Here is a 21,868-nt window from a genome sequence, read left to right on the forward strand (position 1 = left end):
TTGGGTTAATGGACTCCCAGTGGCCGGGAGTAGTTCATCCAGGCTATGGTATGGGCAGTCAACGGCCTATGTCGCCTCCTATCCATCAACTGATGAGCGATCATGAAAACCGACACTTCCTCGCCGCCGAACTTCGTGCCCCTGAACATGGACCGTCGCCTCAGGGTTTGTATACGCCCCGGCGATCAGCATTGGCAGAGTGCGCCTCAGGCGCCGATCCGGCGTTGGCCCCTGGAGCGCGAGGCGCCTGAAAGCGGGCAGGTGACCAGTCTTGTGGAATATCTGCCCGAAGCGCGATTTCCGCAACACACGCATCCCAATGGTGAGGAGATCTACGTACTTGAGGGTGTTTTCAGCGATGAGACCGGAGACTACCCCGCCGGCAGTTATTTGCGCAGTCCCGCGGGCTCACGGCACAGTCCTTTCTCGGAAGAGGGTTGCCTGATTTTCGTCAAATTGAATCAGTTTGCGCAAAAGGATGCAGCCCAGGTACGTCTGCGCCCCTCCGAGCAGTCCTGGGGCAAGCGCGCAGCTGGAGCCGTTGTCAGCGTGCTGCACAGTTTCACCGCGGAAGAGACCCTGTTGTACAGCTGTTCTGCAGGCCAGGCTTTGGACTTGCCGGCTGGTCCGGGCGAACTGCTGGTGCTGTCCGGCAGCCTGCAAAGTGCTGAGGGTGACATGCCGGCATTAACCTGGCTACGCCATCCCGATCTCGCTGATCACGGGCTAGCCAGCCGTGCGGGCGCTGTGTTGTTGGTCAAGTCCAGAGCACCCGCCGAGCCGGCCTGACTCAGGCAAAGAGCCAGATCAGCGCGATACCGAGAATGATCCGGTAGATCACGAATGGCTGCATGCCGATCCGGCTTATGAACGCCAGAAAGAAGTGAATGCACAGAAAGGCGCTGATACCCGACATTACCACGCCGCCGACCATGAAGGCCCAGTCGATGGGAACCGCCGTGTTGTACAGATCCCAGGATTTGAGCGCACAGGCTATAACGATGACCGGAATGGACAGCAGGAAGGAGAACCGGGCAGTGGCTTCACGGCTCAACCCCAGCAGCAGGCCTGCGGTCATGGTGATACCTGAGCGGGAGGTACCCGGGAACAGGGCGATCGCCTGGGCCAGGCCGATCAGCAGCACGTCCTTCCAGTTCATCTGATTGACTTCGCGCTCACCTCGATGCCGCCAGTCGGCCCAGCTCAATACCAGACCGAAGACGATCAGACCCGCGGCAATATACAGCGGGGAGCGCAGTTGCTCTTCTATTGCGTCCTTGAACAGCAGACCTGCCAGGCCCACGGGAATGGTAGCGAATAGCACGCCCCAGGCCAGTCGGGCATCATCATTCATCTCACGGTGGGTTACCGAGCGTGTCCAGCTGATGCTCATGGCTATCAGGTCACGACGAAAATACAGCACCACAGCGCTGAGACTGCCCAGGTGCAGAGCGACGTCGAACGCCAGTCCCTGATCCACCCAGCCGAATAGTACCGGAGCAAGAATCAGATGGGCGGAGCTCGAAATCGGAAGGAATTCGGTGAGACCCTGTATTACTGCCAGAACCAAGACTTGCAGCCAATCCATGAAGAGCAATCCATGTGCGAATGTGTCAGGCCGCAATTAAACCATGCCCGGTTTGCTCAGGCGACTGTTGCGAGGGTCCCAGGGGAGAGAATTTTTACGTTTTCCGGTAGATAGCGCCGCAATGGTCCGGCATTCACGAACTCCTTTGCAGGTCGGGGTATGCCCACAATATGCCTGTCGGTCAGAGCAATAAAGCCAGCATCATTGATAGCACGACCCTGAATCCGATCAATGTCAGCCATATGAGAGGTGCCATTTACTGCTTACTGCGGCAATTCCAATTGAGCCAGTTGCATATCGACGCTGGCCTATAGCACGTTAACAGCGCCATTGATCTGGATGACCGGGGGTGCTCGGCATGGCATCTTGATCACTCCAACAAGAACAACAGGATGACTGCTCATGCGCTGGAAGTATCGACCGGAAGGTTCCAACTGGGGCGACTTTGGACCCGATGACGAATTGGGCAGGCTCAACCTGCTGACCCCGGAGAAGGTGCTGCAGGGTGTGGCAGAAGTGCGCGAAGGCCGCAGCTTCTGTCTCAGTCTGCCGCTGGACTATCCCGGCGGCAACGCGCTGAACAAGCTACGCCACGCGCCGCGGCGATTCACCTCCGGGCGCGGCGACAAGCTCAACTACAATTTCGCCCTTAACCGTATCAACCCTGATTTTACCGACGTAGTCAGCGACGATGCGGTGCTGCTCTATACCCAGTACTCAACCCAATGGGACGCATTGGCCCATGTTGGCAGTCTGTTTGATGCCGACGGTGACGGTGAGGCCGAGCCTTTGTATTACAACGGCTGGCGTGCTGGCGAGGATATCCAGGGGCCGACGGGGCACGAGGACGCGCTGGAAGGTGTGAATGCCAAGCGACTGGGTATCGAGAAGATGGCCGAGAAGGCAGTCAGCGGCCGCGCGGTGTTGATCGACCTGGAACACCATTGCGGTCGGGAGCGCGTACTGGTTGATAATGCACGGCTGCAGCAGATCATGCGTGATGACGGCGTCACGGTGGAACCTGGCGACATGGTGTGCCTGTATACCGGCTTTGCCGATGTGATTCTCGGTATGCATCGTGAGCCTGATGCGGCTGTCCTCGCCTCCAGCTGCGCTGTTCTTGATGGTCGTGATCCGGCGCTGCTGCAATGGATCACCGATAGCGGTCTGAGCTTGCTGATAGCCGATAACTACGCCGTAGAGGCCTACCCGGCCCGCGAAGGAGCGGGCTGTTGTGCCGCACTACCCCTGCACGAGCACTGTCTGTTCAAGCTCGGCATACACCTGGGTGAGCTCTGGTACCTGAGCGAGCTGGCGCACTATCTGCGCGACAGCGGGCGCAATCGTTTCATGCTCACTGCGCCGCCCCTGCGCCTGCCGGGTGCAGTGGGTTCACCCCTGACGCCGGTGGCGCTGGTCTGATCAGCGGTCGGCGCTGACCTGAAAGCTGTCTGACAGTTGATGCAGGCGGCTGGCGGTCTCCCTGACCTGCCCGGAGCTGGAGCGCAGCGTACTGATGACTTTGGCCATGGAGGCGGTTACTTCTGCCACGTGGCCAGCCTGGCGTCCGTGCTCCTTGCTGTTGGTATCCATGACCGCAATCACCTCGAATAACTCCTCGACGGTCTGGTGCAAGGTATCGTTATCGTTGGCCGCATTATTGGCCAGGGTCAACTGCTGATCGACGTCACTCACACCCTGTTCCATCAGATCGACCGCCTGATGGGTGGCATCGCGTATCGCGGTAATGCCTTGATTGATTTCCGCCGCGGCGGTAGCGGTTCTTGAGGCCAGTGCGCGGACTTCGTCAGCGACCACGGCGAACCCCCGGCCATGCTCTCCGGCGCGCGCGGCTTCGATCGCTGCGTTAAGGGCCAGCAGGTTGGTCTGGCTGGTGATGTCAGTGATCATCGATACCATGCCGGCGATTTCGTTGGAGCGTTTATCCACTTGCTGCACGCTGCTAGCGGAGGTTTCGACGATATCGCGGATCTTGCGCGTTCCATTCGAGACGGTTTCCAGGCGCTGGCGCGCCGACTCGACGACTTCGGCCATGGTGCGTTTCATCTGCGCTGCGGTGTTCGAGGCGCTATCAATCGTCTGCACCTGTGCCTCGATCATGCCGAGCATCTGCTCAATGGTTTTGGTTACTTCCTCGGCGGTATTGCTGGCCTTCTGGTTATGATCCAGCATCTGTTCACTGTTTTGCAGCGTATGCCTGCTGGCCTGCTTGACGCGCCCGACGATGGTGTCGAGGTTGTCGATGAAGCTGTTGGTCCAGCGCCCCAGTTCGCCGGTTTCATCGGCAACCAGGCGGGTGGTATCCATGCGCTGGCTCAGATTGCCTTCACCCTCGGCAATATTACGGATGATCTCCGTCATGCGTCCCATGCGCCTGGCCAGTTTCCGGGTGCCTCGGCGCCAGAACCAAATGGCTGACAGGCCCACCACCAAAAGGTTGAGTCCGCTGGCAGCGGGTTGACCCAGGCCGGACCAGGCGATCGCAATCTGACAGCCGCAGATGATCAGCATAAGCAACAGGAAGAATTTCATCAGGCTGTAGCTCAGTGATCGATAGCGGTAGACCTCTTCCAGATCTGCTTCGCACATCATGCCCCAGCGGTCCGGAGAGCCGGTCAGGCTGAAAGTCACTCCTTTGCCGATCACGGGTATATGACGGTAATCGGAATATCCAGGGTAAGTAACGAACAGGTTCTGTCCCTTGCGGATGGTCTCGCGCACCCCCGGATGCAACTGCTTGGTAGCCGGATCAGTGAAGCGCACCTCGAATTCGGTATGTTCGCGCACACTGACGGTACCCCAGTGGGTGGCAATGCCTTCCTTCAAGTTTCCGCCGTGGCTGAACGTGTTGTCCTCGAAACGCGAGCGTGACAATGCGCGGCCCGGCTCGATTGCCGGATCGAAGCGCGATTCGACCATGAACACATAGTTGTCGCCCGATTCCTGGTAGATATGTCCAGCCTCGCGTTGGATCAAATCACCCAGTACGTCGTTTGGCACCCGGGCGCACAGACAGCATGGCTGGTCCTGGTATTGCATCGGCTGATAGAACATCAACGTCACCGCATCATGGAAGCTGGATGTCGATGGACCCAGCTCTTTGGTGCGTTGATCGATATAGGGACCGTGTAGAAAGGGTGCCTGGAGGCCCGGCTGCATGGCCTTGGAATTGATCGTGGACGTCGGCATCTGCCGGGCGGTGCTGACCAGGCAACGGCCGCTCGCATCGACCAGGAACAGCTCGCTGGCATCGGCTATTTTGGGCATCAACTTGAGCATCTGTTGACGCTCGAGCGGTTTGCCCAGGTTCCCCAGATCCCTGGCGATGCTATCCAGAGTGGTCCACTGGTTATCGCACCACTGTTGCAGCAGCCGCATACGGGTATCGGCTACGCTGTTGAATATTTCTTCCAATTGCGCATAACGATTTTGGTTTACTCGGCAGGCCCAGCCCATGCGAAGCTTGCCTGTCGAACCAAGCCAGGGAAGCCAAGTGCGCTCGGTGGAGGTTAATGCCATTTCTTCACTGCGAATGGACATCGGACGTATGGACACGGGAACTCTCTCTGATGCGAATGAATAGTACTTCTCTTTGCAAGAAGCGCACCGGATAGGGACATGTCAGGGAATTCTTGCTGAGAGCCAGCCGCTCTGGCTCGGGGGTCTGGAACTCATTTGGCGATAGCGCGCCGATTCTGGGCGCATAGCTGGCTCTTGGATCTACTATGCGCACCAGAAAAGTGCATAAAGGCGGGACTGGTGCGCCGCTCAAGCCGGAGCGAGGCGACGGTGGATCCAGGTTAAACCGATAGCCGCGAAGATCAGACCAAAGGACAGAACGAAGAGCATGGTCTCGGTGAGCGGCACATAGGGATTGTAGGGCATGGCCAGGAAGAGTCCGCCTATCGCAAACAGTATGCGAAGCGGCCAATGCAGCAAACCGCGCTCGCTGAGATCTCCCAGCTTGGGTAGATAGCCCTGCAGTCCACCAGCTATAAGGATGATACCGCCTACCGCACAAGTGATGGCCACGATGATTTCCGTTGCGCTGCCCTGCAACAGTAAGGCGGGCTCGAGCACGAAAAAGAAGGGTATGAAATAGATGATGCTACCCATCTGCATCGACACGAAGCTGGTTTTCATTGGACTGCTGCCGGCTACTGATGCGGCGGCGAAGGCGCCAATTGCGACCGGCGGGGTGATGAAGCTCAACATGCCCCAATAGAGAATGAACATGTGCACTGCCATCGGGTTCATGCCGCCGTTGATCAACGCGGGTGCCAGGGCGATCGCGAGGAAGATATAGGCCGCAGTCACCGGCATTCCTATACCCAGGATAAAGCTGGTCAGGGCGCCCATGATCAGTAGTACCAGCATATCGCCGCCGGCAATAAACAGCAGATCGTTAGCGATGGTGCCGGACATGCCCGATACCGCCAGTGCGCCCATGATCAGGCCCACACCCGCCATCAGACCGGTCAGTTCAGCGAACAGGGCACCGCAGGCTTCGGCGAATTCCTTGAACTGCTGCCACTGCCAGCGGCTGTGTTTACGCAATTGGTTGATGACCAGCAGCAGAGCGGTAGCGTAGAACGGTGCAATAGCCTCCTGCTTCATGAACAGCAGCATCCAGATCAGGAACGCGAACACGAAGATGTAGTGCCAGCCCTCCTTCAGCGTCTGACGTATTTTCGGCAGGTCAATGGCTGGCAAGCCCTTGAGCCCGTTGCGCGCCGAATAGAAATCGATCTGGATGAAGAGCCCGAAGAAATACAGAGCCGAGGGAATTGCCGCCGCCAGTGCTATCTCGCCGTAAGGGATGTCCAGAAAGGTTGCCATGACAAAGGCAGTTGCGCCCATGACGGGCGGCATCAATACGCCCCCGGTCGAAGCGCAGGTTTCCACGCCCGCAGCGTAGGTCTTGGTGAAACCGACCTTACGCATGGCCGGGATTGAAAGGGGGCCGGTGGTCAATACGTTGGTCACCACGCTCCCGGACATCGAGCCCATCAGCCCGCTGGAGAAGATCGACACCTTGGCCGGGCCGCCACGCACTTTGCCAAGCAGGGCAAAGGCCAGGTCGATAAAGAACTTGCCGCCGCCGGTGCGCTGCAGGGCGATACCGAAGAGCAGAAAGCCGATGACCAGGTTGGCAAAAGCCTGGGAGGGGATGCCCAGCAGGCTTTCATCGCTGTTGGTGTGATAGATCGCGACCAAATCGATCGGCGTGGAGATGCCGGCAAAACTGTCTGGCAGGTAACCGGCCAGCATGGGAAACAGCGAGGCCATGAAGACCACAACAAAGATTGGCCAGCCGCCGCAGCGCCGCGTGGCTTCGAGGGCGATTGCCCAGGTTAGCAGGCTGATATACACCACGTGCTGTGGGGCCATGTATTCCCAGCCTTCATCCACTGCTTCGTTAGAATAAATGATAAAGAATACGCAACAGCCAATACTGGCGAGAGCCAGCAGCCAGTCATACCAGGGAGTCGTGTTTACACGCCGCCCACGGCCTGCAGGAATGGCAACAAAGACCATGGGCAGCATCATTGCCAGCAAACCGTAAATGTACTGGCTGGTGAGCATGGTAAAGCCGGTGTAGGCGCCCAGGTTGAAGATCTGGTAAATGGCCAGTGCCGCTGTTGCTACAGCAGTAACGCGCAGTAATCTGCCAGCCACCGGATGGCGAATTGATTCTTGTTCTTCGGACATCAGCTGCCTCATGTGCAATCGTGATCGGACCGACCTGCGGGGCCGGAGTCGAATGGGTCTGGCTAGCGCCGAAAGCCCGGATCAAATCCGGCGGCGGTCAAGGCTTCGCCCCGGCGTTTCATCCAGCTGGCCTGAAAGGACTGATCCGATACTGCGGCTTGAGCGAGCTGTTGTTCCCATGCATCAGCGAGTACCGCCTGCCTGTTCAGCAGATTCTGGTTGTGCGCTTCGTATTCTTCGCTCCAGACGCCTTGCTCACGGAAATAACGTACTGCACCCTCGTGATAGGGCATGACCCAGTCAAACACCTGACGACTAAGCTCCCAGCCTTCAGCGCCAGGGGCCAGAGTCTTGAAATTATCGTATTGGTCTTCAACAAACTTTGTCAGTGCATAGACTTCGTCAGTATCCCTGTCCGCGTTGGTGACCAGAATCGGCAGTGCATAACCGCCACCATTCCAGGGGTCCTGCTCCGATACACCCGCACCGCGGGTCTCGAACTGGGGCAGGTAATAGGGGATGACGTTCTTGGCGCGTGCCCAGGCGGCCTTTTCCTCGGCTGTTTCATTGGGCATGTCGAGCCAGTTGATACCCCGTGGGCTGGCCGCAATGCGCTCCATCAATGGGGTACGCGTAGACATTGGCATCACATCGGCATGACCGTTGATGATGGCTTCGATTGCTTCATTGGTACCGGAAGTGTCCACGCGGCGCACGTCGTCCCAGGTCAGCCCACCATAGGCCAGTACTGCCGATGTGATCATGTTGATGGAGTCCGCGCCGCGGATGAATATCACTTTCTGACCCTTGAGGTCTCGGGGGTGTTCAAGATCCGTATCAGCGGCTGCGGCCAGGCCGAAGCTCTGGGTACCCTGTGAGGCCAGGATCATGCGAATCGGTTGCGGCCCCCAGTCGGGTTTATTGAACAGGAATATGCCTTCCTGACCAAAGTAACTGGCGATGCCGCAAAGGCAATAACCGGCTCTTCCGGTCTTCAGCGGGATCATTCGGGAAACATCGTTACGCCCGGGCAGAATACGAATATTGCTGCCTTCCTCGAACTTCAGTAGCCCACCCAGTGCAGCGGCCTGTGCGTAACCGGCAGCACCGGTTCCGTAAGCGGTCCAGACCATTACGCGAGGCAAGGCAGATTCATTGGTGGATTCAGTTGCGGCGGTTGCCGGCAGAGCCAGCGCCAATGCCAAAGCGGCAGTAAACCTGTGCAGGAAGATTCGCATGGATGTCACCTTATTATGTTTCGCTGTGCGGAACATTGTTGTATTTATGTTTCGCTCACCAAAACAGCATTTTACTTTGCGTGGGACACATTGCAAAAGGCTTGGCGTAATGAAAGGTTAATCAGGGAAGGGAAAGTGATAATAAATGATACAGATTGTTGCCGAAGATCAACTGAAAACTGCAAGCTACAGATGATTCAAGGGGCCGGGTTTCAAGACAACTGAAAAGGCTGTCTGGATCACCGTTGTTGCGGCAGTGGGGGCAACCAGTGCGTGTTTGCGCCATGACCCGGGCATAAAAAAACCCGACTCTCACGAGTCGGGTTATTCTTCCAGCTTGCGGCTGGATTCTTACACCTTGCTTTCCAGTTCGGGAATCGCTTCGAACAGGTCAGCAACCAGACCGAAGTCGGCTACACCAAAGATGGGTGCTTCTTCGTCCTTGTTGATCGCAACGATCACCTTGGAGTCTTTCATGCCAGCCAGGTGCTGAATAGCGCCTGAGATACCAACGGCAATGTACAGGTTTGGCGCGACGATCTTACCAGTCTGACCGACCTGCATGTCGTTGGGGACGAAACCGGCATCAACTGCGGCACGTGATGCGCCTACTGCAGCACCGAGCTTGTCAGCGAGCTTGTAGAGCATCTCGAAGTTTTCACCGTTCTGCATGCCGCGGCCGCCGGAAACGACGATCTTGGCACCAGCCAGTTCTGGACGATCGGACTTGGCCAGTTCTTCGTTGACGAAGGTGGACACGCCGGCATCCTGGGCGCTGGAAACGGCTTCAACACTGGCGCTGCCGCCTTCGGCAGAAACCGGATCAAAACCGGTGGTACGCACGGTAATAACCTTGATCGCCGCATCGGACTGTACGGTAGCGATTGCGTTACCGGCATAGATTGGGCGCTTGAAGGTATCGGCGCTTTCAACGGCGATGATCTCGGAGATCTGATCGACGTCCAGCAGGGCAGCAACACGCGGCATATAGTTCTTGCCGTTGGTGCTGGCTGCGCAGATCACGTGGCTGTAGCTCTTGCCCATCTCGGCAATCAGCAGTGCTACGTTTTCCGGCAGTTGGTGGCCGTAGGCAGCATTGTCTGCCAACAGGACCTTGCTAACGCCTTCGACCTTGGCCGCTTCATCAGCAACCGCGGAGCAGCCTTCGCCGGCAACCAGCAGATCAATGTCACCGCCAATGGCCTTGGCCGCGGCAACGGTGTTCAGGGTCGCAGCATTCAGCGCGGCGTTGTTGTGTTCGGCAATAACCAAAATTGTCATTTAGATCACCTTGGCTTGATTCTTCAGTTTGTCGACCAACTCGTCCACAGAACCTACCTTGATACCGGCACTGCGAGCGGTGGGGGCTTCAACCTTGAGAGTCTTGACCGTGGAGGCGGTGCTGACACCCAGATCTTCGGGCTTGACCACTTCCATCGGCTTCTTCTTGGCCTTCATGATGTTCGGCAGAGACGCGTAACGCGGCTCGTTCAAGCGCAGGTCGGTGGTCACGATGGCGGGCAGTTTCAGATCAACTGTCTGCGCACCGCCGTCGATTTCGCGGGTAACTTTCACGCTCTCACCGGAGACTTCGACGGCAGAGGCGAAGGTGCCCTGGCCGTAGCCGCTCAGAGCAGCAAGCATCTGGCCGGTCTGGTTGTTGTCGGAGTCGATTGCCTGCTTGCCGAGAATAACCAGCTGGGGCTGTTCCTTGTCGACAACAGCCTTGAGCAGCTTAGCTACAGCCAGTGAGCTCAGATCATCCGCGGATTCGACCAGAATGGCGCGATCGGCACCCAGTGCCAGGGCGGTACGCAGCTGCTCCTGAGCAGCGGTCGGACCGATGGACACAGCGACAACTTCAGTCGCGACGCCTTTTTCTTTCAGGCGCACGGCCTCTTCCACAGCGATTTCGCAGAAGGGGTTCATGGACATCTTGACGTTGGCGAGATCGACACCGGTATTGTCCGCTTTGACGCGAACCTTGACGTTGTAATCAACCACGCGCTTAACGGCGACGAGGATTTTCATGGACGCTAGTCCTCCACAAGTCTATGGGACGCCCGGGGGCGCACGACAATATAAGGGGTTGCATAGGATACCGGGCCAAAACACGGCCCGATAGTGCCAATTTGCTAAAACACATGGCAAATACGCCGGAATGACGGCGAAATTGCCGTCATTCCGGTTAAGGCGACCTTCAGGCCACGCTCATCAGCTTAGCGTATGCTTCCAGATGATGATCGTCGTCACCCAACTGGTGGCTGATCATGACCAGGCGCTTGGCGTAGTGGGCAGCGGAGTATTCCCAGGTCATCGCGATGCCGCCATGCAGCTGGATCGACTCTTCGGCTACCTTGCGGGCCGAGCGATTGACCAGGAACTTGGCTGCAGTCAGCGTGCGGGTGCGCTCAATGCTGTCTTCCTCGCTGGCAACGCAGGCGGCCAGAATGGTCATCGACGTAGCCTGTTCCAGCTCGGTACGCATATCGACCATACGGTGCTGCAGCGCCTGGAACTTGCCGATCGGCACGCCAAACTGCTTGCGCTGCTTGAGGTAGTCCAGGGTCATGTCGCACGCGACTTCCATTGCACCGATGGCTTCGGCGCAGAGGGCAGCCATGCCACGACCGGCCTGGTAGGTGATGGCAGCAAAAGCTTCGCCGGCTTCACCCAGCAGCTCGCCCTGGGCATTGTCCAGGAACAGCTCGCAACCCTTGCGGCCATCAACGGTCGCAAAGTCACGGCGGCTGACACCGGCGCCCTTGGGGTCAACGATAAACAGGCTGATGCCTTTTTCGTCACGAATGTCACCTGCGGTACGGGCAGATACCAGGATCTTGCCTGCAGTGTGACCACCAATAACGACTGCCTTGCGGCCGCTCAGAGTCCAGTTGCTACCATCCTGCTTGGCAGTGGTCTGTACATCGTTGAGCAGATAGTGGCTGCTCGGCTCGTCCAGTGCGACGGCGGCCTGCAGTTCACCGCTGGCAATGGAACCCAGCAGCTCATCTTTCTGACTGTCTGAACCCAGCTGGGTAATCAGACCGCCAGCCAGGATGACCGACTCCATGTAGGGCTCCAGGGTAATACCGCGACCCAGCTCCTGCATGATCAGCATGTTTTCCACACCGGTACCACCAAAGCCACCGAGTTCCTCGGGGAATGGAATGGCGGTCAGGCCCAGCTCACCCATCTGTTGCCAGAATTCGGGGCTGAAGCCGGTTTCGCTAGCGCTGAACTTCTCGCGCTTGTCGAAGGTGTAGGCGTCGCGTACCAGACGCGCCGCGGTTTCCTGCAGCATCTGTTGCTCTTCTGTGAGTTTGAAGTCCACGACTAATCTCCTACAGTTCCAGAATCATTTTCGAGACGATGTTCTTCTGGATCTCATTGGATCCGCCGAAAATCGACAGTTTGCGCATGTTGAAGTAGTCGCCCGCCAATGCAGGGCTGGACTCGCTGTTCAGCATGTCGCCGTCAAAGTCATATTCCAGCTCTTCCGGCAGGAAGGGCAGTGCGTACGGCCCGATGGCCTTGCGCAGCAGGTTGGTGATCGCCTGACGGATTTCAGTGCCCTTGACCTTGAGGATCGAGCTCTCTGCACCGGGTACACCGCCTTCTTTCGCCGCAGCGATGATACGCAGTGTGCTCATTTCAGCAGCCATCAGCTCAATCTCAACCTGAGCTACCTGGGCGCGGAAAACCTGATCATCGATCAGCGGCTTGCCGTTCTTGTGCTGTTGGGTAGCCACTTTCTTCAGGTGAGTAAGAGCAGCCTTGGAAGCGCCGATGCCGGCCAGACCTGTACGTTCGTGGGTCAGCAGGTACTTGGCGCAGGTCCAGCCCTTGTTCTCTTCACCAACCAGGTTTTCGACCGGCACCTTGACGTCATCGAAGAAGACTTCGTTGACTTCATGATCACCGTCGAGCGTGATGATCGGACGCACGGTGATACCGGGAGTCGCCATATCGATCAGCAGGAAGGAAATACCACGTTGCTGCTGGGCTTCGGGGTCGGTGCGTACCAGACAGAAGATCCAGTTGGCGTGCTGGCCCAGAGTGGTCCAGGTTTTCTGACCATTGACGATGTAGTGATCACCGTCGCGCACTGCGCGGGTTTTCAGCGAGGCAAGGTCGGAACCTGCACCGGGCTCGGAGTAGCCCTGGCACCACCAGTCTTCACCCGACAGGATGCGCGGCAGGTAATGTTGCTTCTGTTCTTCGGTACCGAACTTGATGATTACCGGAGCAACCATGTTTACGCCGAAGGGAACAGTGCGCGGCGCGCCATAGGCAGCGGACTCTTCATCGAAAATGTGCTTCTCGACAGGGCCCCAAGTGGTCCCGCCGAACTCTACTGGCCAGCCCGGTGCATACCAGCCGCGCTTGGACAGAATATTCTGCCAGCGGTCGTGATCTGCCTTGGACATGTTCTTGCCATTTTTGACTTTGGCAGCGATGTCCTCTGGCAACTCGGTCTTCAGGAAATCCCGCACTTCATCGCGGAAGGCGAGTTCTTCTGGGGTGTAATGAATGTCCATGTCAGGTCCTCGTTGAAATACAGTTCCGGGACTGCGACTCATGCCGCACGGCCCAGGTCATTAATTAACAGCTATCAGAGGTCAGCGAACTTGCGTCCTTCTCTGGCAAGCTTTTCCAGCAATGGAGCAGGTTTCCACCAGGCGCCATGTTCCTTATGGAAAGCGCTGATCCGGGCATACACCTGATCCAACCCAAGACTGTCAGCATAGAACATCGGACCACCTTGATGTGCAGGGAAGCCGTAACCATTGATGTAAATGACGTCGATGTCACTGGAGCGTTGGGCAATACCTTCCTCGAGGATCTTGGCGCCCTCGTTGATCAATGCAAACAGCGTGCGCTCAAGAATGTACTCGTCGGACAGCTCCCGCCGCTCAACGCCTTGTTCCTTGGAAGCGGCCTCGAGGATTGCCGGCAGGGCCGGATTTTCCTGGGGCGTGCGCGAGCCAGCTTCGTAATTATAGAAGCCGCGACCGGTCTTCTGTCCAAGCATACCTGCCTCGGCCATGCGATCAAGGATCGTCGGCAATTTGAATTCCGCTGGCAGGGTCTGACGCTGGCGAGTGCGGATGCTCAGGCCAATATCCAGGCCGGAGAGATCACGCATCGCAAAGGGGCCCATGGCCATGCCGAACTTGCGTAGCGCGCCATCGACCTGGGCTGGAGTAGCGCCTTCCTCAAGGAGGAATTCGGCTTCCCGGCCGTACTGGAACACCATGCGGTTGCCAACAAAGCCGTCGCATACGCCAACCGGCACTGCTACTTTTTTCAGCTTCTTGCCGATTGCCATGGCGGTAGCCAGAACGTCCTTGGCGGTTTTTTCGCCACGTACCACCTCAAGCAGACGCATGACATTGGCGGGACTGAAGAAGTGCAGGCCCACTACGTCCTGCGGACGCTGGGTAAATTCGGCGATCTGGTTCAGATCCAGCGAAGAGGTGTTACTGGCCAGAATCGTTCCGGGTTTGCAGTGTTTGTCGAGTGCCTCGAACACCTTCTGCTTGACGCCCATGTCTTCGAACACGGCTTCGACAACCAGGTCCACGCTCGACAGGTCGGCGTAATCGATGACCCCTTCGACCAGCGCCAGACGCTTGTTCATGGCGTCTTCGGTCAGGCTGCCGCGCTTGACGCTCATCATGTAGGTATCGCGGCAACGCTCCATGGCCTTGGCCCTGGCGTCTTCGCTGATTTCCAGAATCTTCACCGGGATGCCGGCGTTGGCAAAGCACATGGCGATGCCTACGCCCATGGTGCCACCGCCGATAACGCCTGCGGATTTGATCTCACGGGTCGGAGTGTCCTTGGGCAGGTCGTCGATTTTCGAAGCAAGGCGTTCGGTGAAAAACGCGTGGACCAGTGCTCCCCGCTGCGGTGATACCAGGCACTCGCCGAACAACTCGCGCTCGCGGGCCAAACCCTGTTCCAGGGGCAGGGTGAAGGATGCCTCAACCGCCGAAACGCAGCGTTGGGGTGAAAACAGACCAGGCGTTTTCTTGTCGATTTCGGCACGCTTGGCGGCGACCAGTGCTGCGTTGTCCACGCCTTCCAGCTTGTCGGTACGCTCGCCGGTGCGACGCGCGCCTTTGCCATCGCTGAGAAGCTTTTCGGCATAGGCAATACCGGCAGCGGTCAGGTCGCCGTCGATCAGCTCATCGATAACGCCTAGCTCGAGTGCCTCGGAGGCGCTGATTGGAGCGCCACTGACGATCATGTCCAGCGCTTTCTCGACGCCGACCAGACGTGGCAGGCGCTGGGTACCACCGGCGCCCGGTAACAGGCCCAGTTTCACTTCCGGCAAGCCGACCTTGGCGCTTTTCAGCGCGATACGGTAATGACAGCTGACGGCCACTTCCAGACCGCCACCCAGGGCGGTACCGTGGATAACGGCAACGCTCGGCTTGCTTCCAGCCTCGATACCATTGACCACTTCGGGCAGGCCTGGTGCCTTTGGTGGCTTGCCGAACTCCTTGATGTCGGCGCCGGCAATGAAGGTTGAACCTTCACACACCAGGACGATGGCTTTGACTTCGGGATCGGCTTCGGCGGCCTTGAAGCTGTTCTGCAGGCCCTCACGGACCGCGATACCCAGTGCGTTGACCGGTGGGTTATTGACCCTGACAATCGCTATGGCGCCTTGTCGTTCCAGTGTGACCACGTCCGACATGCTCGTTCTCCGTCTGTTGTGATGACTAAAGCTGTTCCACTTGATATTTCGCTTCGTGTTTCGCTGCCAGTTTCACTATGCGAAATAATGAAATTCTATTCCGCCAGGCAAAATACAAAAAAATAACGCTGTTGTCGATGCCCCGTCCTAGTGAAATGCGCACCAATCAATCAGCGTGATGGGTAGGGTCAAACCCCCAGCCGCTCAATATCACGAGCCAACATGGCCAGCTGATGTGCCAGTTGATTCTGTACCTTTTCCTCGGAAACCAGGTAGGAAGGGGCGCCACAGGTCAGTGCCATGAGTGTGCCGTCCTGCAGATGTAGAGGCACGCCGGCGGCATTGACGTTGCGGTCCCAGTCGCCCAAAGACAGGCAAAAGCCATGGCGCGCATAATCCTCGAAAGCCTTTTCCAGCCGCACTGCAGTCTCTGGCCAGGTATCCGGACTGCGGCTGGCAAGAGCGGCGATCACATGACTGCGTTCCTCGTCCTTCATTGCCGCGAGATAGGCACGTCCTGCAGCCGTGGTGCCCAAGGGCAAACGCACGCCTACATCCATACGCAGTGAAGTCGTTTCGGCGGGGCGGCAGTTTTCCACGTAGATCATGGATAAGCGGTCGCGGCAGGTCAGGCCTACGGAGGTATTGGTCGAACGGGCGAACTCATCCATGTAGGGCTTGGCCAGCTGGCGAACTCGCAGGTTGGATACATAGGCATAGCCCAGGGCAAGTACGCCGGAATCCAGCTGGTATTTTTCCAGTTGTGGCGAATAACTCAGGTAGCCCAGTTTGGTCAGGGTATAGGTCATACGCGAGACGGTCGGTTTGGGCAGACCGGTGATCCGGGCGATATCCTGATTACCCATGACTACGGCCCCCTGGCTGAAGGCGCGCAGTACATCGAGTCCGCGCGATAGCGCCTCGACAAATTTGCGATCTTTGGCCGGTGTGGCTTCACTGAGAGTACTGAGGTCGTCGTTCATGGCCTGTTACCTTGCTAAAGCGTAGCCTGCATCCACGATCAACCTCTACGGTGAGGGGGAGCGGCATTGTTCTGTTTTTATTGTGACGCAGCCGGTTTTCCCCGGTTCTGCCTGGCGGTATCAGTCTACCTGCGTCTCAATGATTGCACAGCAAAAGCGGATAGAATAGCATCTTTTTGGTATTGTATTTCGCTGTGCAAAATAACGATTCAAATAAGAGGTTTTCATGTCGACACCCGTTCATTCCATCGTTGGCGACCAATTGGCCCAGTTGGGACACACCAATCTCAGTGAAGTCCTGGCCAAGGCCTGTCAGGATTACGGTGACAAGCCGGCTTTCTCCTGCGGGACCGATACGCTGAGCTTCAACGAACTGGAAAGGCGTGCTGACGCCTTTGCCCGCTATCTGCGCGGCCCGGCAGGGCTGGAGCCGGGTGATCGGTTGGCCATCCAGTTGCCTAACCTGTTGCAATATACAATCGCCATTTTCGGTGCACTGAAAGCGGGTCTGGTCATCGTCAATACCAACCCGCAATACACGCCCTACGAAGCCCGTCATCAATTTGCCGACTCCGGGGCCAAGGCTGTCGTGGTGCTCGACAAGTTGATCCCTCTGGTGCGCAAGATTCAAGGTGATACCGAGATCGAGTTGCTGATCGTTACCGGTGTGGATGATTTTGCCGATCCCCAGTACGCCACCACCGAGGACGATGAAGTACGTTTCATGCAGGCATTGCGTGAGGGCGAGAAGCTACCGGCTGTCAAACCCGAACGTGATCTGGATGATCTGGCGCTGCTGCAATACACAGGCGGTACAACGGGCGTATCCAAGGGCGCCATGCTGTCGCACCGTAACATCCTCAGTAACGTTCTTCAGGCGACCAACGTCATTCGCCCGGGCGACGTGGAATACGGTAATGAAGTGCGAGTCTCTCCGCTGCCGCTCTATCATATCTTCGCTTTTACCGCGAACTGCATTGCTTCGGTTGCCACCGGATTTCACAGTGTGCTGATTACCAATCCACGTGATCTCGACAGCATGATGGCCGATCTCAAGCGCCATCGGATTACTCTGTTGACTGGTATCAACTCACTGTTTGTCTCGCTGATGGCCCATCCAGAGTTCGATAATATCGACTTCAGTCATCTCAAGTGGGTCAACTCGGGTGGTGCCCCGCTGAACACGGAAATTGCCAAGCGCTGGCAGGCCCGGACCGGTAGCGTGGTCCGCGAAGGTTATGGCCTGACCGAGACGTCTCCCGTCGTAGTGGCTTCGACTGCCTTCACGCCCTACAAGGAAGGCTATATCGGGCGGGCAGTGATCGATACCGAAATGTGCACTGTGGATGATGATGGCAATGAGACGGCCCGCGGCGAGCCCGGCGAGTTGCTGATACGTGGTCCTCAGGTCATGCAGGGCTATTGGCAGCGTCCGGAGGCCACCGCCGAGAGCTTCACCGAAGATGGCTGGCTGAAAACCGGCGATGTGGGCGTCATAGACGAGGATGGCTTCCTCAAACTGGTCGATCGCAAGAAGGACATGATTCTCGTATCGGGCTTCAACGTTTATCCCAACGAGGTCGAAGATGCGGTCATGGTGCATCCTGGAATTCGGGAGTGCGTGGCCGTGGGTATCCCGGACGAGAAGAAGGGCGAGGCGATCAAGCTTTTTGTCAGTCTGAGTGACCCGATGCTCGACAAGGACGCGATCATTGCCCATTGCCGCGAGCATCTGACCGGTTACAAGGTACCCAGCACCGTCGAAATTCGTGAGGATCTCCCCAAGTCGACGGTCGGCAAACTGCTGCGCCGGGTTCTGCGGGACGAGGCACGCGCTGCGGCCGGTGCAGCATGAGTGAGCAGCTGACGTTCAGCATGAGTGACGGGCTGGCCGAAATCACTCTGGATGACGGCAAGGTCAATGCGCTGTCCGAAGTCATGTTGGAAGCGCTGCTCGAGGCTATCGGCAAAGCCGCTGCGGCGGATGCTGCGCTGCTGATCACCGGCCGGCCTGGCTGTTTCAGTGGCGGTTATGACCGCAAGCTGATTCAGGCAGGCGGGCCGGCCTGTGACGCCATGCGCGCTGCAGGCGATCGCCTGACCCTGGCCATGCTGGATTATCCTGCCCCGCTGGTCGTTGCCAGTAGCGGGCATGCCATGGCCAAGGCAGCCTTCATGCTGCTACTTGCCGACTACCGCGTAGGGGTGGCTGGTGACTGGCGGGTGGCGCTCAATGAAGTGGCAATTGGCATGACCATGCCCAGGGCGGCCATGGCGATTGCCCGAGACCGGGTAACGCCGCACTGGTTGTCGCGCTGCGCTTTGCAGGCGCAGGGTCTGAATCCGGAGCAGGCCCAGGCGGCCGGTTTCTACGATGCACTGGAGGCCCCGGAGCAACTGCTGGAAAACAGCAGGGAACAGCTACAGCGCCTGGCCGCGCTGCCGCGCAAAGCCTATCGGGAAACCCGCATGCTACTTAACGGCCCGCTGCGTGAAGCGGTTCTGCCCTGGTTGCAGAGCTGAAAGCATCTGGTTCGACCACCTCCCGGTGGTCGGCCATTTTTCACTCCTTGAAGTAAGCTACCTGCGTACTGGTCAACAGCAGGGTTCCGTCGGCTGCCCACAGGTGAGCGATCTGGTCGGCATAGTTGTGGTGATAGCGGCTGGCACCAGCCCGTCCGAGCAGGAAATCAGTACCGGCACGCTGCAGATCATCCTGGCTGGCATGAAAATAGTGTGTCATGCATACAGTGCCTGCGGGAGTGAAGCGCTGACGGCGGCTGAAAATCCGTGGCGCAAAGATGTCACCAAGGGCGGTCAAGGCGGCAAAATCCAGCGGCCGTGGCGGTTCGTCGCGCACCCAGAGCAGACTGTTGTGGGTCTCGTCGGCTTCACCGGGTCTAAACGCACCACTGACATAGCGCATATCGTAGTGGTTGAACCAGGCGCGCTCCTGCCTCTTAACGCGTGGCAGTTCGTTAACCGCTGGCGCCTGCGGACATGCCGCGACCTGCTCCGACCAGGTTTCCCTGCGGTTGGCAAAAAATGCGGTTGCGCTGGTCATGACTTCACCGTTCTGGCGTAGCAACAGCAACCAGTGCTGTGTGGAGCGGTTGGTCCGCAGGGGAGTCGCTTCAATCTCGAAATCCCCCAGGCCTACCGGCCCAGCAAAGTTGACGGTAAGTGATACAGGATCTCCGAGGCGTTCCGGGTGCAACAGGGCAGCATTCAGGAGAGTCGCGGCGGTCATACCGCCAAAAGGCCCGACCATATTCAGGTAGGCTTCATCGCAATGACCGCTATAACGATTGGGCGCAGTCATTTGCAGGCGGATAGCCTGATCCAGGGCGTGGGATGTGGGGGTAGTCATCGGGGGTTCCGAACTGCGTTGACGGGCGAAATGGCACGGCGTCATACCGTGCCATCGATGGAGAGATTAAGAGGGCAATCAGCCGCGCTGGTAGGTACCAATCAGCCGATTCATCGCCAGGGCGTGGGGCTCTACCTTGGCCAGTAATTCCCAGAGGGTCAGATCAGCCGGCAGTTGCAGATCCTTGTCCAGGGCAATAACCCAGAAGTAATACTTGTGCTGACCGTGACCCTCGGGTGGCATGGGGCCGTTGTAGCCGGTCTTGCCGAAGTTGTTCTTGCCGCGGGTATATTCACCGGTGCCTTCTGCCAGCTCACTCACGGAGCCGGGAATGTTGTACAGCGTCCAGTGAACGAACCCGTAGGTGCCGTTGGCAGAGATCAGTGGGGCGTCCGGATCATGGCAGATGACAGCATAAGCCTGGGTGCCCTCCGGTGGGTTGCTCCAGCCAAGTGCCGGGGACACATCCTCGCCTTCGCCGGTAAAACGGGCAGGGATGGCACCGTCGTTAGTGAAGGCGCTGCTGGTCAGTTGCATGTCGTTGGAAAATGCGAAACCCATACTGTACTCCTTGATTGTCAGCGATTGAGTGATCGGTCTCAGTTGATCAGGGCGCTGAGCAGCCATAGGCCGAGTAGCAGCCAGACTACCGCCCCGATAAAGCGCCGGCGCATAAGGGAGCGCACGCCAGCGTAGATCAATAACAGCCCGATAATGACAGCGATAACGGTAAATACATTGCTGTCGACCCCCAGTGCGCGGGAAAAGCCGTTAACGAAAGCGGTGCTTGCACCGCTCAGAATGTGAAATACCCAGGCCAGGCTGTCGACAACAAAACGCACCAGCGTGCCCAGGGCTTCTCCCAGCCATTCGAAGGGATTGGACGATAATTGCATCAAATGTTTCCAAGGTGAATTCAGGCTTTAACGCAGGCATACCTTAGCAGAACTCTCAGACAAGCCATACGCAGGCTTGGTCCCTCGGTGCCCGGCACTCCGGCACAAAGCTCTAACGAGTATTGGCCGGGGTGACGATATGGCTGTGTTCAGACCCGTTCGATCACGGCAGCAACGCCCTGGCCGAGACCAATGCACAGGCTGACCAGCGCATAGCGCTTGCCGGTGCGCTCAAGCTGGCGCAGGGCGGTGAGGGTCAGACGAGCGCCTGATGCACCGAGCGGATGGCCCACCGCAATGGCTCCGCCATTTGGGTTCAGGCGTGGGTCGTTGAAGTCCAGACCGAGCATTTTTGCACAGCCCAGCACCTGGGAAGCAAAGGCCTCGTTGATCTCGATTACGTCCATGTCATCCAGGCTCAGGCCAGCGCGGGACAGTGCTTTCTTGCATGCCTCGACCGGACCAACGCCCATCAGACGTGGTTCCACACCGGCAACCGCGCCGCTGAGAATGCGCGCGCGGGGCTTGATGTTGTATTTCTTGCCTACTGCCTCGTTACCGATCAGCAACGCTGCAGCGCCATCATTCACACCTGAGGCGTTACCCGCGGTGACCACACCGCCCTCAAACAGCGAGCGCAGCTTGCCCAGCGCTTCCATATCACTCTGGGGTCTGGGGTGCTCGTCCTGGTCGACGACCTTGGCTGGCTTCTTACGGCCCTGGGACACCTCGATCGGGTGAATCTCTTCGGCAAAGAAGCCGTCGGCACGAGCCTTTTCATACAGGGCCTGGCTGCGGGCAGCGTAAGTGTCAGCTTCCTCACGGGTGATCCCCAACTTCTCGGCGACGTTGTCTGCAGTCTCGGGCATGGTGTCGCAGCCATATTCCTTCTCTACCTTCGGGTTTGGAAAACGTGCCCCAATGGTGCTGTCGAAGGCGCGGAACTCGCGGGAGTAGGGGCTCTCGCTCTTGGCTATAACGAAGGGTGCGCGGCTCATGCTTTCAGCCCCGCCGGCGATGATCAGTTCACCCTCGCCAGCACGGACCATGCGATGGGCGTCCAGCACGGCGGCCAGACCCGAACCGCACAGACGGTTTACCGTCAGACCCGGTACTTCCTGGGGCAGCCCGGACAGCAGCGCGGCGTGGCGGGCGATGTTGCGCGCGTCCTCACCTGCCTGGTTGGTGCAGCCCATCACGACGTCTTCATATTCACCCTGATCAAAGGGGTTGCGGGCAATCAGTGCACGCATCACCTCTGCGAGCAGGTCGTCCGGGCGTACGCTGGCCAGGGCACCGGCATGGCGTCCGAAGGGAGAGCGCAAACCATCATAAATATAAGCAGTCATTG

Annotated in this window: 19 protein-coding genes; 4 read left to right on the forward strand and 15 right to left on the reverse strand. The window is 58.1% G+C overall.

Annotation, left to right across the window (positions count from 1 at the left end):
- Positions 1-102 precede the first annotated feature (102 nt).
- Positions 103-789, forward strand: a complete 687-nt coding sequence (locus AAC076_RS07235) for a cupin domain-containing protein (protein ID WP_339843975.1) — start codon at positions 103-105, stop codon at positions 787-789.
- Position 790: 1 nt separating this feature from the next.
- Here the strand turns inward: AAC076_RS07235 and AAC076_RS07240 are convergent, their stop codons facing one another.
- Positions 791-1,588, reverse strand: coding sequence for an undecaprenyl-diphosphate phosphatase (locus AAC076_RS07240; protein ID WP_339843976.1), 798 nt, complete (start codon positions 1,586-1,588; stop codon positions 791-793).
- Positions 1,589-1,644: 56 nt separating this feature from the next.
- Entirely contained in the window at positions 1,645-1,830 is a 186-nt protein-coding gene (locus AAC076_RS07245; protein WP_339843977.1) for a hypothetical protein, read from the reverse strand.
- A gap of 160 nt (positions 1,831-1,990) precedes the next feature.
- Between AAC076_RS07245 and AAC076_RS07250 the strand changes: the two genes are divergently transcribed.
- Complete coding sequence (locus AAC076_RS07250; RefSeq protein WP_339843978.1) at positions 1,991-3,010, forward strand: cyclase family protein; 1,020 nt, start codon at positions 1,991-1,993, stop codon at positions 3,008-3,010.
- Here AAC076_RS07250 and AAC076_RS07255 read toward each other — a convergent pair whose 3' ends face one another.
- The 9 genes from AAC076_RS07255 to AAC076_RS07295 form a co-directional block, all read right to left on the reverse strand.
- On the reverse strand, positions 3,011-5,149 hold the full coding sequence (locus AAC076_RS07255) for a methyl-accepting chemotaxis protein (protein WP_339844035.1): 2,139 nt from the start codon (positions 5,147-5,149) through the stop codon (positions 3,011-3,013).
- Positions 5,150-5,377: 228 nt separating this feature from the next.
- Positions 5,378-7,321, reverse strand: a complete 1,944-nt coding sequence (locus AAC076_RS07260; protein WP_339843980.1) for a TRAP transporter permease — start codon at positions 7,319-7,321, stop codon at positions 5,378-5,380.
- 62 nt (positions 7,322-7,383) lie between these two features.
- Complete coding sequence (locus tag AAC076_RS07265; protein ID WP_339843982.1) at positions 7,384-8,559, reverse strand: TAXI family TRAP transporter solute-binding subunit; 1,176 nt, start codon at positions 8,557-8,559, stop codon at positions 7,384-7,386.
- A gap of 351 nt (positions 8,560-8,910) precedes the next feature.
- Positions 8,911-9,840: an FAD-binding protein gene (locus AAC076_RS07270; protein WP_339843983.1), complete on the reverse strand. Its 930-nt coding sequence runs from the start codon at positions 9,838-9,840 to the stop codon at positions 8,911-8,913.
- Entirely contained in the window at positions 9,841-10,590 is a 750-nt protein-coding gene (locus tag AAC076_RS07275; RefSeq protein WP_339843984.1) for an electron transfer flavoprotein subunit beta/FixA family protein, read from the reverse strand.
- Between the two features lie 169 nt (positions 10,591-10,759).
- Positions 10,760-11,893 carry an acyl-CoA dehydrogenase family protein gene (locus AAC076_RS07280; protein ID WP_339843985.1) on the reverse strand — a complete coding sequence of 378 codons (1,134 nt, stop codon included), beginning with the start codon at positions 11,891-11,893 and terminating at the stop codon, positions 10,760-10,762.
- A 10-nt stretch (positions 11,894-11,903) separates the two neighbouring features.
- Positions 11,904-13,100, reverse strand: a complete 1,197-nt coding sequence (locus AAC076_RS07285) for an acyl-CoA dehydrogenase family protein (RefSeq protein ID WP_339843986.1) — start codon at positions 13,098-13,100, stop codon at positions 11,904-11,906.
- 74 nt (positions 13,101-13,174) lie between these two features.
- On the reverse strand, positions 13,175-15,268 hold the full coding sequence (locus AAC076_RS07290; RefSeq protein ID WP_339843987.1) for a 3-hydroxyacyl-CoA dehydrogenase NAD-binding domain-containing protein: 2,094 nt from the start codon (positions 15,266-15,268) through the stop codon (positions 13,175-13,177).
- 188 nt (positions 15,269-15,456) lie between these two features.
- The gene (locus tag AAC076_RS07295; RefSeq protein WP_339843988.1) at positions 15,457-16,251 is read right to left on the reverse strand and encodes an IclR family transcriptional regulator; all 795 of its coding nucleotides are present in this window, start codon (positions 16,249-16,251) and stop codon (positions 15,457-15,459) included.
- A 226-nt stretch (positions 16,252-16,477) separates the two neighbouring features.
- On the opposite strand from AAC076_RS07295, the gene AAC076_RS07300 reads away from it, so the two are divergent.
- Together AAC076_RS07300 and AAC076_RS07305 are read left to right on the forward strand one after the other, a co-directional pair.
- Positions 16,478-18,106, forward strand: a complete 1,629-nt coding sequence (locus AAC076_RS07300; protein WP_339843989.1) for an AMP-binding protein — start codon at positions 16,478-16,480, stop codon at positions 18,104-18,106.
- Positions 18,103-18,774 (forward strand): crotonase/enoyl-CoA hydratase family protein, encoded by a 672-nt coding sequence (locus tag AAC076_RS07305; protein ID WP_339843991.1) that lies wholly within the window; start codon positions 18,103-18,105, stop codon positions 18,772-18,774. The genes AAC076_RS07300 and AAC076_RS07305 overlap by 4 nt, the downstream gene beginning before the upstream one ends.
- A 40-nt stretch (positions 18,775-18,814) precedes the next feature.
- Here AAC076_RS07305 and AAC076_RS07310 read toward each other — a convergent pair whose 3' ends face one another.
- The 4 genes from AAC076_RS07310 to AAC076_RS07325 form a co-directional block, all read right to left on the reverse strand.
- Positions 18,815-19,621 (reverse strand): thioesterase family protein, encoded by an 807-nt coding sequence (locus AAC076_RS07310; RefSeq protein ID WP_339843993.1) that lies wholly within the window; start codon positions 19,619-19,621, stop codon positions 18,815-18,817.
- A gap of 78 nt (positions 19,622-19,699) precedes the next feature.
- The gene (locus AAC076_RS07315; protein WP_339843995.1) at positions 19,700-20,182 is read right to left on the reverse strand and encodes a YbhB/YbcL family Raf kinase inhibitor-like protein; all 483 of its coding nucleotides are present in this window, start codon (positions 20,180-20,182) and stop codon (positions 19,700-19,702) included.
- A 38-nt stretch (positions 20,183-20,220) separates the two neighbouring features.
- A complete protein-coding gene (locus AAC076_RS07320) occupies positions 20,221-20,517 on the reverse strand; it encodes a hypothetical protein (protein WP_339843996.1) in 297 nt (98 codons plus the stop codon).
- Between the two features lie 149 nt (positions 20,518-20,666).
- Positions 20,667-21,866: a 3-oxoadipyl-CoA thiolase gene (locus tag AAC076_RS07325; RefSeq protein ID WP_339843998.1), complete on the reverse strand. Its 1,200-nt coding sequence runs from the start codon at positions 21,864-21,866 to the stop codon at positions 20,667-20,669.
- Positions 21,867-21,868: the final 2 nt, after the last annotated feature.

It is taken from the genome of uncultured Halopseudomonas sp., assembly GCF_963977355.1.
Taxonomy (GTDB): domain Bacteria; phylum Pseudomonadota; class Gammaproteobacteria; order Pseudomonadales; family Pseudomonadaceae; genus Halopseudomonas.